The organism is Streptomyces lasalocidi (assembly GCF_005280215.1).
Taxonomy (GTDB): Bacteria; Actinomycetota; Actinomycetes; order Streptomycetales; family Streptomycetaceae; genus Streptomyces; species Streptomyces longwoodensis.
Map to the genome: position 1 here is coordinate 5634390 of NZ_SZNQ01000001.1, position 13641 is coordinate 5648030.

Annotated in this window: 6 protein-coding genes, 1 tRNA gene and 3 rRNA genes; 8 read left to right on the top strand and 2 right to left on the bottom strand. The window is 65.5% G+C overall.

All coding sequences use genetic code 11. The features are described from left to right. Positions 1–45: 45 nt before the first annotated feature. Positions 46–309: a hypothetical protein gene (locus E4U91_RS25485; protein WP_137308984.1), complete on the bottom strand. Its 264-nt coding sequence runs from the start codon at positions 307–309 to the stop codon at positions 46–48. Positions 310–508: 199 nt separating this feature from the next. Here E4U91_RS25485 and thyX point away from each other — a divergent pair, with 199 nt between their 5' ends. The 8 genes from thyX (at position 509) to E4U91_RS25530 (ending at position 10793) form a co-directional block, all read left to right on the top strand. After that, on the top strand, positions 509–1237 hold the full coding sequence (thyX, locus tag E4U91_RS25490) for an FAD-dependent thymidylate synthase (protein ID WP_137308985.1): 729 nt from the start codon (positions 509–511) through the stop codon (positions 1235–1237). A 212-nt stretch (positions 1238–1449) separates the two neighbouring features. Next, a complete protein-coding gene (gene dapA, locus E4U91_RS25495; RefSeq protein WP_137308986.1) occupies positions 1450–2349 on the top strand; it encodes a 4-hydroxy-tetrahydrodipicolinate synthase in 900 nt (299 codons plus the stop codon). 165 nt (positions 2350–2514) lie between these two features. After that, a complete protein-coding gene (locus E4U91_RS25500) occupies positions 2515–4200 on the top strand; it encodes a ribonuclease J (RefSeq protein WP_137308987.1) in 1686 nt (561 codons plus the stop codon). A 519-nt stretch (positions 4201–4719) separates the two neighbouring features. Continuing rightward, positions 4720–6245: ribosomal RNA gene (locus E4U91_RS25510) — 16S ribosomal RNA — on the top strand. Positions 6246–6538: 293 nt separating this feature from the next. Continuing rightward, positions 6539–9660, top strand: a 23S ribosomal RNA gene (locus E4U91_RS25515). A gap of 93 nt (positions 9661–9753) precedes the next feature. Then, a 5S ribosomal RNA gene (gene rrf / locus E4U91_RS25520) occupies positions 9754–9870 on the top strand. Together the 16S, 23S and 5S rRNA genes form the textbook arrangement of a ribosomal RNA operon. A gap of 113 nt (positions 9871–9983) precedes the next feature. Then, complete coding sequence (locus E4U91_RS25525; RefSeq protein WP_168218276.1) at positions 9984–10646, top strand: DegT/DnrJ/EryC1/StrS family aminotransferase; 663 nt, start codon at positions 9984–9986, stop codon at positions 10644–10646. 74 nt (positions 10647–10720) lie between these two features. Continuing rightward, a tRNA-Thr gene (locus tag E4U91_RS25530) sits at positions 10721–10793 on the top strand. A 46-nt stretch (positions 10794–10839) separates the two neighbouring features. On the opposite strand, the gene E4U91_RS25535 is transcribed toward E4U91_RS25530, so the two are convergent. Next, positions 10840–13575, bottom strand: coding sequence for a SpoIIE family protein phosphatase (locus E4U91_RS25535; protein WP_137308989.1), 2736 nt, complete (start codon positions 13573–13575; stop codon positions 10840–10842). Positions 13576–13641: the final 66 nt, after the last annotated feature.

The following is a 13641-nucleotide window of genomic DNA, read 5'->3' on the forward strand; positions in this document are numbered from 1 at the left end:
TCCGCCCGTGACGCCGCTCACCACCTTCGCAGGCCCCGGGAGGAGTCAGTGTCCCCGGGACGGGTGGGGCGAGTCGGACGACTGGGACGCCTGTGACTGCTGCGCGGGCACCGCATGGTCGAGCGACAGCGCCGGCATCCCCACGACCAGCGCGCCGACGAGCGCGGCCACGATGGTGAGCCCCAGCAGCCAGCGCCCGGCCATCTCACCGGCGGACGCGCGCTGCCGTGGGGGCGGGGTGACGTTGCTGCGGAACCGCTCCGCCTCGGCCAGGAAGGCGAAGGGGACGGGCTCGCGCCGACGGAACATCGGAGTGCCCCTCCTTTTCTTGTCATGGTTTGTGATCGAACAGGTGGACCTCACCGATTCAGACGCGCGAGTGACGCAAAAAGTGCCCATGTCCGACAAAATCTTGGCCGGACCCCAGCGGGTGAGGGTGCCGAGGCCCCGCCGGGTGCCCCGTAAGGTGGTGGCCAACCGCAGCAGTGATGGAAGGACCCCCACCCCCGTGACCAGCCCAGAGTCGCTCACGTTCCGCAGTGACGTCACCGTCGAGCTGGTGAAGTCCAGCGCTTCGGACGCCGACGTGCTCTTCGCCGCCCGCGTCTCCACCGCGGGCGAGCAGTCCCTGGCGGAACTCAGCAAGGACCCCGAGCGCTCCAAGGGGCTGATCAACTACCTGATGCGCGACCGGCACGGCAGCCCGTTCGAGCACAACTCGATGACCTTCTTCATCAGCGCCCCGATCTTCGTCTTCCGCGAGTTCATGCGGCACCGCGTCGGCTGGTCGTACAACGAGGAGTCCGGCCGCTACCGCGAGCTCCAGCCGGTCTTCTACGTCCCGGACGCCTCCCGCAAGCTGGTCCAGCAGGGCCGCCCCGGGAAGTACGAGTTCGTCGAGGGCACGCCGGCCCAGCACGCCGCGGTCAGCGACACCCTGCGGGAGTCGTACGAGCAGGCGTACACCGCCTACCAGAAGATGCTCGCCGAGGGCGTCGCGCGCGAGGTCGCCCGTGCCGCCCTCCCGGTCGGCCTGTACTCCTCCATGTACGCCACCTGCAACGCCCGCTCGCTGATGCACTTCCTCGGCCTGCGCACCCAGCACGAGCTGGCGAAGGTGCCGTCGTTCCCGCAGCGGGAGATCGAGATGGTCGGCGAGGAGATGGAGGCGGAGTGGGCCCGGCTCATGCCGCTCACCCACGCCGCGTACAACGCCAACGGACGCGTGGCGCCGTAAAGCGGCACCGCGTGCCCGCGCGGTACACATGTGCGGTTCCACCGCCCGAAGTGTCCGTATTGCGGCATTTCGAGAAGTTCATCTAGCCTGATCAAACGGACCCGGCACTGCTTGAACCCCCGAGCAGGCAGTGCCGGGCTCCACCTTTGTCCGGACTTGTCGCGACCCCCCGAGGGCAGACCCCGTGATGAGCAACGAGTAGCGTGTAACCCATGGCTCCGACCTCCACTCCGCAGACCCCCTTCGGGCGGGTCCTCACCGCCATGGTCACGCCGTTCACGGCGGACGGCGCACTCGACCTCGACGGCGCTCAGCGGCTCGCCACCCACCTGGTGGACGCAGGCAACGACGGCCTGATCGTCAACGGCACCACCGGCGAGTCCCCGACCACCAGCGACGCGGAGAAAGCGGACCTCGTACGAGCCGTACTGGAGGCGGTCGGCGACCGGGCCCACGTGGTCGCCGGAGCCGGCACCAACGACACCCACCACAGCGTCGAGCTGGCCCGCACGGCCGAGCGCACCGGCGCACACGGCCTGCTGGTCGTCACGCCGTACTACAACAAGCCCCCGCAGGAGGGCCTGTACCGCCACTTCACGACGGTCGCCGACGCCACCGGGCTCCCGGTCATGCTGTACGACATCCCCGGCCGCAGCGGCGTCCCGATCGGCACCGAGACGCTGGTCCGCCTGGCCGAGCACCCGAGGATCGTCGCCAACAAGGACGCCAAGGGCGACCTCGGCCGCGCGAGCTGGACCATCGCCCGCTCCGGCCTCGCCTGGTACTCCGGCGACGACATGCTGAACCTGCCGCTGCTCTCCGTGGGCGCGGTCGGCTTCGTCTCGGTCGTCGGCCACGTCGTCACGCCCGACCTGCGCGCCCTCGTGGACGCCTTCGTCTCCGGTGACGTCCAGAAGGCCGCCGAGATCCACCAGAAGCTGCTGCCCGTCTACACGGGCATGTTCCGCACCCAGGGCGTCATGACCACCAAGGCCGCGCTCACCCTCCTGGGCCTGCCGGCCGGCCCCCTGCGCCTGCCCATGCTCGAGTGCACCGCCGAAGAGATCGACCAGCTCAAGATCGATCTTGCCGCGGGCGGGGTACAGCTCTGAACACCAGACTTCGCGCGCCGAACCGCGCACGCAGACTCCACAACTGAATACGCAGGCCACCGGTGCCTGCACCAGACACACCAGACAACGACAACTGCTTCTGCACGAACGTCACGCGCGCCACGTGCCCGACCGGTACGTGGCGTGCGTGGTGAGGAGAGTCTTTTGAGTCATCCGCACCCTGAACTCGGCCTGCCCGCGCCGCTCCCCGCCGGGGGCCTGCGGGTCACCCCGCTCGGCGGCCTCGGCGAGATCGGCCGCAACATGACGGTCTTCGAGTACGGCGGCCGCCTGCTGATCGTCGACTGCGGCGTGCTCTTCCCCGAGGAGGAACAGCCCGGGATCGACCTGATCCTGCCGGACTTCAGTTCCGTCCGGGACCGCCTCGACGACATCGAGGGCATCGTCCTCACGCACGGCCACGAGGACCACATCGGCGGCGTCCCCTACCTCCTGCGCGAGAAGCCGGACATCCCGCTGATCGGCTCCAAGCTGACCCTCGCCCTGATCGAGGCCAAGCTCCAGGAGCACCGCATCCGTCCGTACACCCTCGAGGTGGTGGAGGGGGACCGCGAGCGCCTCGGTCCCTTCGACTGCGAGTTCGTCGCGGTCAACCACTCCATCCCGGACGCGCTGGCCGTCGCCATCCGCACCCCGGCGGGCATGGTCGTCCACACCGGCGACTTCAAGATGGACCAGCTGCCGCTGGACAACCGCCTCACCGACCTGCACGCCTTCGCGCGGCTCAGCGAGGAGGGCATCGACCTCCTCCTCTCCGACTCGACGAACGCGGAGGTGCCCGGCTTCGTCCCGCCCGAGCGCGACATCTCCAACGTCCTGCGCCAGGTGTTCGCGAGCGCCCGCAAGCGGATCATCGTGGCCAGCTTCGCCAGCCACGTCCACCGCATCCAGCAGATCCTGGACGCCGCCCACGAGTACGGCCGCCGGGTCGCCTTCGTCGGCCGCTCGATGGTCCGCAACATGGGCATCGCCCGCGACCTCGGCTACCTGAAGGTCCCGCCGGGCCTGGTCGTCGACGTCAAGACGCTGGACGACCTGCCCGACGACGAGGTCGTGCTGGTCTGCACGGGTTCCCAGGGCGAACCGATGGCCGCGCTCTCCCGCATGGCCAACCGGGACCACCAGATCCGCATCGTCTCGGGCGACACGGTGATCCTGGCCTCGTCCCTGATCCCCGGCAACGAGAACGCGGTCTACCGCGTGATCAACGGGCTGACCCGGTGGGGCGCCAACGTCGTCCACAAGGGCAACGCCAAGGTCCACGTCTCGGGCCACGCCTCCGCGGGCGAGCTGCTGTACTTCTACAACATCTGCCGCCCGAAGAACCTGATGCCGGTCCACGGCGAATGGCGCCACCTGCGCGCCAACGCCGAGCTGGGTGCCCTCACCGGCGTCCCGCACGACCGCATCGTGATCGCCGAGGACGGCGTGGTCGTCGACCTCGTCGAGGGCAAGGCGAAGATCTCGGGCAAGGTGCAGGCGGGCTACGTCTACGTCGACGGCCTCTCCGTCGGTGACGTCGGCGAGCCGGCGCTGAAGGACCGCAAGATCCTCGGCGACGAAGGCATCATCTCGGTCTTCGTGGTGATGGACTCCTCCACCGGCAAGATCACCGGGGGCCCGCACGTGCAGGCCCGGGGCTCCGGCATCGAGGACTCGGCCTTCACGGACGTCCTCCCAAGGATCACCGAAGTCCTGGAGCGTTCGGCCCGGGACGGCGTGGTCGAGCCCCACCAGCTGCAGCAGCTGATCCGCCGGACGCTGGGCAAGTGGGTCTCCGACACCTACCGCCGCCGGCCGATGATCCTGCCGGTCGTGGTGGAGGTCTGACGCCTCGTCGGCCCGTCCGACCGTGCGAACCCGGAGCGGGGCACCTCGATTTGCATCGGGGCGCCCCGCTCCAGTACGTTTACGGCTCCGCCTCCGAGGGAACCCGGTCAGCTTCGAGCACCGGGACCACCCGGGAGGGGTGGAAAACCCGGCTCAGAGCCTCTGATAAAGTCGGGAACGCCGGAAAGGAAACCGCGAAACAAAAGCGGTCGACTGGAAAGCACCGAGGAAATCGGATCGGAAAGATCTGATAGAGTCGGAAACGCAAGACCGAAGGGAAGCGCCCGGAGGAAAGCCACGAGAGAGTCTCTCGGGTGAGTACAAAGGAAGCGACCGTTCCTTGAGAACTCAACAGCGTGCCAAAAATCAACGCCAGATATGTTGATACCCCGTCTCCGGTCATCACGACCGGGACGAGGTTCCTTTGAAGAAAACACAGCGAGGACGCTGTGAACCGTTGAGCTTATTCCGCTCGACGGTTCCGCTCTCGTGATGTGTGCACCGGATTACCGGTAAACATTCACGGAGAGTTTGATCCTGGCTCAGGACGAACGCTGGCGGCGTGCTTAACACATGCAAGTCGAACGATGAACCACTTCGGTGGGGATTAGTGGCGAACGGGTGAGTAACACGTGGGCAATCTGCCCTTCACTCTGGGACAAGCCCTGGAAACGGGGTCTAATACCGGATATCACTCTTGCAGGCATCTGTGAGGGTCGAAAGCTCCGGCGGTGAAGGATGAGCCCGCGGCCTATCAGCTTGTTGGTGAGGTAACGGCTCACCAAGGCGACGACGGGTAGCCGGCCTGAGAGGGCGACCGGCCACACTGGGACTGAGACACGGCCCAGACTCCTACGGGAGGCAGCAGTGGGGAATATTGCACAATGGGCGAAAGCCTGATGCAGCGACGCCGCGTGAGGGATGACGGCCTTCGGGTTGTAAACCTCTTTCAGCAGGGAAGAAGCGAAAGTGACGGTACCTGCAGAAGAAGCGCCGGCTAACTACGTGCCAGCAGCCGCGGTAATACGTAGGGCGCAAGCGTTGTCCGGAATTATTGGGCGTAAAGAGCTCGTAGGCGGCTTGTCACGTCGGGTGTGAAAGCCCGGGGCTTAACCCCGGGTCTGCATTCGATACGGGCTAGCTAGAGTGTGGTAGGGGAGATCGGAATTCCTGGTGTAGCGGTGAAATGCGCAGATATCAGGAGGAACACCGGTGGCGAAGGCGGATCTCTGGGCCATTACTGACGCTGAGGAGCGAAAGCGTGGGGAGCGAACAGGATTAGATACCCTGGTAGTCCACGCCGTAAACGGTGGGAACTAGGTGTTGGCGACATTCCACGTCGTCGGTGCCGCAGCTAACGCATTAAGTTCCCCGCCTGGGGAGTACGGCCGCAAGGCTAAAACTCAAAGGAATTGACGGGGGCCCGCACAAGCAGCGGAGCATGTGGCTTAATTCGACGCAACGCGAAGAACCTTACCAAGGCTTGACATACACCGGAAACGTCTGGAGACAGGCGCCCCCTTGTGGTCGGTGTACAGGTGGTGCATGGCTGTCGTCAGCTCGTGTCGTGAGATGTTGGGTTAAGTCCCGCAACGAGCGCAACCCTTGTCCTGTGTTGCCAGCATGCCCTTCGGGGTGATGGGGACTCACAGGAGACCGCCGGGGTCAACTCGGAGGAAGGTGGGGACGACGTCAAGTCATCATGCCCCTTATGTCTTGGGCTGCACACGTGCTACAATGGCCGGTACAATGAGCTGCGATACCGTGAGGTGGAGCGAATCTCAAAAAGCCGGTCTCAGTTCGGATTGGGGTCTGCAACTCGACCCCATGAAGTCGGAGTTGCTAGTAATCGCAGATCAGCATTGCTGCGGTGAATACGTTCCCGGGCCTTGTACACACCGCCCGTCACGTCACGAAAGTTGGTAACACCCGAAGCCGGTGGCCCAACCCCTTGTGGGAGGGAGCCGTCGAAGGTGGGACTAGCGATTGGGACGAAGTCGTAACAAGGTAGCCGTACCGGAAGGTGCGGCTGGATCACCTCCTTTCTAAGGAGCACTTCTAGGCCGCTTCGCGGTCCAGAGGCCAGTACATCGGCGAATGTCCGGTGCTGGTTGCTCATGGGTGGAACGTTGATTATTCGGCACGGTCTGGAAGTCTCCTGTTAGTACTGCTTCGGCGTGGAACGCAGGGAGGACGGAAGGATCGGGTCGGGCACGCTGTTGGGTGTCTGAGGGAATGAACTTCCTCAGTCGCCGGCCCCAGTGAACTCCGGAGTGATCCGGGGGTGATGGGTGGCTGGTCGTTGTTTGAGAACTGCACAGTGGACGCGAGCATCTGTGGCCAAGTTTTTAAGGGCGCACGGTGGATGCCTTGGCACCAGGAACCGATGAAGGACGTGGGAGGCCGCGATAGTCCCCGGGGAGCCGTCAACCAGGCTTTGATCCGGGGGTTTCCGAATGGGGAAACCCGGCAGTCGTCATGGGCTGTCACCCACTGCTGAACACATAGGCAGTGTGGAGGGAACGAGGGGAAGTGAAACATCTCAGTACCCTCAGGAAGAGAAAACAACCGTGATTCCGGGAGTAGTGGCGAGCGAAACTGGATGAGGCCAAACCGTATGCGTGTGAGACCCGGCAGGGGTTGCGCATACGGGGTTGTGGGATCTCTCTTTCACAGTCTGCCGGCTGTGAGGCGAGTCAGAAACCGTTGATGTAGACGAAGGACATGCGAAAGGTCCGGCGTAGAGGGTAAGACCCCCGTAGTCGAAACGTCAGCGGCTCGTTTGAGAGACACCCAAGTAGCACGGGGCCCGAGAAATCCCGTGTGAATCTGGCGGGACCACCCGCTAAGCCTAAATATTCCCTGGTGACCGATAGCGGATAGTACCGTGAGGGAATGGTGAAAAGTACCCCGGGAGGGGAGTGAAATAGTACCTGAAACCGTGTGCCTACAAGCCGTGGGAGCGTCGGAGTGGAGCTTGCTCCATTCTCGTGACTGCGTGCCTTTTGAAGAATGAGCCTGCGAGTTTGCGGTGTGTTGCGAGGTTAACCCGGGTGGGGTAGCCGTAGCGAAAGCGAGTCCGAACAGGGCGTTTCAGTAGCACGCTCAAGACCCGAAGCGGAGTGATCTAGCCATGGGCAGGTTGAAGCGGAGGTAAGACTTCGTGGAGGACCGAACCCACCAGGGTTGAAAACCTGGGGGATGACCTGTGGTTAGGGGTGAAAGGCCAATCAAACTCCGTGATAGCTGGTTCTCCCCGAAATGCATTTAGGTGCAGCGTCGTGTGTTTCTTGCCGGAGGTAGAGCACTGGATAGGCGATGGGCCCTACCGGGTTACTGACCTTAGCCAAACTCCGAATGCCGGTAAGTGAGAGCGCGGCAGTGAGACTGTGGGGGATAAGCTCCATGGTCGAGAGGGAAACAGCCCAGAGCATCGACTAAGGCCCCTAAGCGTACGCTAAGTGGGAAAGGATGTGGAGTCGCAGAGACAACCAGGAGGTTGGCTTAGAAGCAGCCACCCTTGAAAGAGTGCGTAATAGCTCACTGGTCTAGTGATTCCGCGCCGACAATGTAGCGGGGCTCAAGCGTACCGCCGAAGTCGTGTCATTGCAGCATATACGGCCAACGCCGGCTGTGATGGGTAGGGGAGCGTCGTCTGCCGGGTGAAGCGGCACTGGAAGGTAGTCGTGGACGGTTGACGAGTGAGAATGCAGGCATGAGTAGCGATACACACGTGAGAAACGTGTGCGCCGATTGACTAAGGGTTCCTGGGTCAAGCTGATCTGCCCAGGGTAAGTCGGGACCTAAGGCGAGGCCGACAGGCGTAGTCGATGGATAACCGGTTGATATTCCGGTACCCGCTGTGAAGCGTCAAACATCGAATCCAGTGATGCTAAGGCCGTGAAGCCGCCCTGATCTCTTCGGAGTTGAGGGGAGTGGTGGAGCCGCTGACCCGATCTGGTAGTAGGTGAGTGATGGGGTGACGCAGGAAGGTAGTCCAGCCCGGGCGGTGGTTGTCCCGGGGTAAGGGTGTAGGCCGTGATCCAGGCAAATCCGGATCACACAAGGCTGAGACCTGATGCCGAGCCGATTGTGGTGAAGTGGATGATCCTATGCTGTCGAGAAAAGCCTCTAGCGAGTTTCATGGCGGCCCGTACCCTAAACCGACTCAGGTGGTCAGGTAGAGAATACCGAGGCGTTCGGGTGAACTATGGTTAAGGAACTCGGCAAAATGCCCCCGTAACTTCGGGAGAAGGGGGGCCACATCCGGTGATGAGTCTTGCACTCTGAGCTGGGGGTGGCCGCAGAGACCAGCGAGAAGCGACTGTTTACTAAAAACACAGGTCCGTGCGAAGCCGTAAGGCGATGTATACGGACTGACGCCTGCCCGGTGCTGGAACGTTAAGGGGACCGGTTAGCTCCATTTCGGTGGGGCGAAGCTGAGAACTTAAGCGCCAGTAAACGGCGGTGGTAACTATAACCATCCTAAGGTAGCGAAATTCCTTGTCGGGTAAGTTCCGACCTGCACGAATGGCGTAACGACTTCTCGACTGTCTCAACCATAGGCCCGGTGAAATTGCACTACGAGTAAAGATGCTCGTTTCGCGCAGCAGGACGGAAAGACCCCGGGACCTTTACTACAGTTTGATATTGGTGTTCGGTTCGGCTTGTGTAGGATAGCTGGGAGACTTTGAAGCGGCCACGCCAGTGGTTGTGGAGTCGTCGTTGAAATACCAGTCTGGTCGTGCTGGATGTCTAACCTGGGTCCGTGATCCGGATCAGGGACAGTGTCTGATGGGTAGTTTAACTGGGGCGGTTGCCTCCTAAAGGGTAACGGAGGCGCCCAAAGGTTCCCTCAGCCTGGTTGGCAATCAGGTGTTGAGTGTAAGTGCACAAGGGAGCTTGACTGTGAGACCGACGGGTCGAGCAGGGACGAAAGTCGGGACTAGTGATCCGGCGGTGGCTTGTGGAAGCGCCGTCGCTCAACGGATAAAAGGTACCCCGGGGATAACAGGCTGATCTTCCCCAAGAGTCCATATCGACGGGATGGTTTGGCACCTCGATGTCGGCTCGTCGCATCCTGGGGCTGGAGTCGGTCCCAAGGGTTGGGCTGTTCGCCCATTAAAGCGGTACGCGAGCTGGGTTTAGAACGTCGTGAGACAGTTCGGTCCCTATCCGCTGTGCGCGTAGGAGTCTTGAGAAGGGCTGTCCCTAGTACGAGAGGACCGGGACGGACGAACCTCTGGTGTGCCAGTTGTCCTGCCAAGGGCATGGCTGGTTGGCTACGTTCGGGAGGGATAACCGCTGAAAGCATCTAAGCGGGAAGCCTGCTTCGAGATGAGGACTCCCACCCACTTGATGGGGTAAGGCTCCCAGTAGACGACTGGGTTGATAGGCCGGATCTGGAAGCACGGTAACGTGTGGAGGTGACCGGTACTAATAGGCCGAGGGCTTGTCCTCAGTTGCTCGCGTCCACTGTGTTGGTTCTGAAACCACGAACAGCCCCATGCCCGTAAGGGTGTGGTGCGGCATTGTTCGACAGTTTCATAGTGTTTCGGTGGTCATAGCGTAGGGGAAACGCCCGGTTACATTTCGAACCCGGAAGCTAAGCCTTACAGCGCCGATGGTACTGCAGGGGGGACCCTGTGGGAGAGTAGGACACCGCCGAACAATTCTTCAAAGGGTGGAACTCTGAACTTCGGTTCGGAGTTCCACCCTTTTTTGTTGTCCGTCATCGGGAGTTCACACACCGCACCGACCATCGACGCATGAGTACTGCTGCGCTGCTCAGGGCTGCGGGTGTCGGGCTCGGCGACGAGGTCATCGTGCCGGCGTTCGGGAACGTGGACGTCACCGAGGCGGTGATCAGGACGGGTGCGCTGCCGGTGTTCGCCGACATAGACCCGGTCACGTACTGCCTCGACCCGCTCGCCGTCGGGGCGGCCGTCACTCCGCGGACGGCGGCCGTCGTCGTCGTGCACCGCTTCGGGCGGCCGGCGGAGATCGGGCGGATGCACGAACTCGGGGCGCGGCACGGGCTGTTGGTGCTCGAGCGAGGGGAGACCGAGGCGCCGCGGGACGAGGTCGCGCAGCGGCGGGAGCGGGCCGCGTTCCTCGACGCGCGGTTGCGTGGGGTGCGGACGCCCGACGGGGGTGACGGGCACACGTACCAGCAGTACGTGGTGCGGGTGCCGGGGAACGGGCGGCCCGATCGTGACGCGTTCGCGCGAGCCTTGCAGGGCAAGGGAGTTGACTGTCGGGTGCCGGTGAAGACGCCCGTGCACCGGCTGCCCGACCACCGGCGGTGCGTGTCGTTGCCGGAGACCGAGCTGGCCGCCGACGAGACGCTGTCCCTTCCCATGGGTGCGCTGTTGACGAGGCGTGACATGCAGCGGATCGTCACGGCCTGCAATGCCCTGGGGGGACTGCTCCAGCCGGCCTTCTGAGCGGGTTGGGAACTGGGAGTCGTTCGGGGTATGATCTATTCCGTTGCCGCGAGGGAAACCTCGAAAAGTGACCAGCCCCTATAGCTCAGTCGGCAGAGCGTCTCCATGGTAAGGAGAAGGTCAACGGTTCGATTCCGTTTGGGGGCTCAGCTAAAAAGACCCCGCCCTTTTCGGGCGGGGTCTTTCTGCTTTCTCAGGCCACGCGCATCGCCAGGATCGCCATGTCGTCGGAGGGGGCGTCCGAGGCGAAGCGTTCCACGGCGCGCATGACGCGGGCGGCGACCGCTCCCGCCGTCAGCCCCGTGCACGTTGTCAGGACGTCGGCGAGTCCGTCGTCGCCGAGCATGCGGGTGCCCTCGCGGCGTTCGGTGACGCCGTCGGTGACACAGAGCAGGACGTCGCCCGGGTCGAGGGTGACCGTCTCCTCGTAGAGCTCCAGGTCCTCCATCACGCCCAGCAGGGGCTGGGGTTCGGCGGCCGGCTCGACCGTGCCGTCCTGGCGCAGGCGCAGCGGGAGCGGGTGGCCGGCGCAGACCACCTTCAGCTCCGCGCTGCCGTCCTCCTGCGGGCGCATCTCGCCGTAGAGGAGCGTGAGGAAGCGGCTGCGGGCGCCCTCGTCGAGGATCGCGGAGTTCAGGCGCTCCAGGACGGCCGGGCCGCTCAGGCCCTCGCGGGCCAGCAGGCGCAGGGCGTGCCGGGCGAGGCCGGTGACGGCGGCGGCGTTGGGGCCCGTGCCGCAGACGTCGCCGATGGCGAAGCCGTACGCGCCGTCGCTGATGGGGAAGAGGTCGTAGAAGTCGCCGCCGACCTCGTTGCCCTCGCCGGCCGCACGGTAGATGACCTCCACCTCGACGCCCTGGACCTCGGGGAGCTCCGGTGGGAGGAGGCTGCGCTGGAGGGCCTGGCTGATGGCCGTGCGCTCGGAGTACAGGCGGGCGTTGTCCAGGGCGAGGGCGGCCCGGCGGGACAGGTCCTCGGCCAGTTCCAGGATCTCCTGGCGGAAGTGCTCGTCGGTGGGCTTGCCGAGGGTGAGCATGCCGATGACACGGTTGCGCGCGACCAGCGGGAGGACGACGGTCTCGCCGCCCACCGCGGAGGCGGTGGCGAGGGTGGGGCCGATGCCCGAGGCGGTCCGGTGGGCGGAGCCGCCGCTCAGGCCGAGGCTGCGCATGGAGCTGCGCAGGGCGGCGTCGTGCGCGGCCTCGCTGGGGGCCGCCCAGACCCGGGCGCCGGGGGTGGGCACCGGGTCGGGCGGGGCGATCTTGGAGAGCAACGACTTGATGCCGTCGATCAGTTCCTCGTCCTCGTGCAGGACGTACGACAGGTCCGGCTCGGAGGCCTGGTCGGCGATCGTGTAGACGGCGCACCAGGTGGCGAGCGTGGGGACGGTCATCTGGGCCATCAGGGCCAGGGTCTGGTCGCGGTCCAGGGTGCCGGCCAGCAGGTCGGACGCCTCGACGAGGAAGCTGAGGGAGCCGCGGCGCAGGCGCTCCAGTTCGCCCAGGCGGGCCGACTCGACCGCCAGGGCGATGCGGTCGGCGGCGAACTGCAGGCGCAGCGCCTCCTCGTTGGAGTAGCGGCCGGGGGCCTCGGCGGCGACGCCCAGGGAGCCGGTGAGGCGGCCCTCCACCTTGAGCGGAACGGTGACGACCGCGCGCATGCCGGTGCCGTTGAGCAGGGGGACGGCGCCGGGGACGGCGAGGAGGTCCTCGTGGACGGCGGGCATGCGGGCGGAGCCGTAGCGGCCGGGGCCGGCCTCGACGGGCACGCGCGCGAAGCGCTGGCGGGCGGAGGGCAGGCCGGTGGAGGCGCGGACCTCGAGCTCGGTCTCGTCGTCGGTGGCCAGGAGGAGGAAGGCGGAGTCGCCGTCGAGCATGTCGCGGGCGCGTTCGACGGTGCGCTGGAGGAGGCCGTCGAGGTCGTCCGGGGCGGGGGAGCCGATGAACACCTCGAACGGGTCGGTGTTCTGGTCCCCCTGGGACGAGGTGTCGGAGGACGGCACGCGCGAGGGGGTCTGCAACACGGCCCGCTCGTGGTCGCGGACCAGGAGGCAGACCGTGGACGGCTCGCCGTCGGTGTCGCGCACGCGCAGGTGGGAGGCGTAGACCGGGGTGACGCGGCCGTCGGCGCAGCGGATGCCGTAGCTGCCCTCCCAGCGGGAGAGCTGGAGTGCCTCGGCGATGCCGGTGCCGGTGCCGGGGGTGTGCGGCCAGGCGGCGAGGTCGGTGAGGGGCTTGCCGACGACCTGGTCGGCGGGGTAGCCGAAGAGTTCCTCGGCGTCCTCGTTCCACGCGGAGATGGCGCCCGTGCGGTCGATCTGGACGACGGCGACGCGGACCCGGGCGTCGGCGAGCGGCAGCAGGTGGGCGGGGAGCGCGGGGCCGGCCGCGCGGGTGCCGACGGGGCGCTCGGGCAGGTCCAGCCGGAACCAGACGGTCTTGTGGGTGGGCGTGTAGTCGACGCCCCAGTGGCCGGCGAGCGCCGCGCACAGCTGGAGGCCGCGGCCGCCCTCCCGGTCGGGGCTGCCCATGGTCACGGGGGAGCCCTGAAGGGGGACCTCGCGCTCCGGGTAGCGGTCGGACACCTCGATGCGCACGCCGTCGTCGCTGCGCAGGCACAGCAGGTCGGCGTGGGTCCCGGCGTGGACGACGGCGTTGGTGACCAGCTCGCTGGTGAGGACCACGGCGTCGTCGACGACGTCGGCGAAGCCCCAGCCCTGGAGGGTGTCGCGGACGAACGCGCGGGCGGTCGCGACGGATCGCCCGACGGGCTCGAAGCTGGCAGCCGCGCGCGCGGTGATCACAGGACTCCTCGGCCGGTCGTCGACGTGCTGGGCTACCCGGTCGTCCGGGCGGCTGCGCGGGTGCGGCAGTCCGTCCGTCGGACGGGGTTCAGGGGGCTGTCCCCCCGGGATCAGTCCGGTGGTCATGTGTGCGGCCGCCCCTCCGATGCCCGCTCGTACTCGTGCCACCGCCCAGGCCGGTAGGACCGGCGC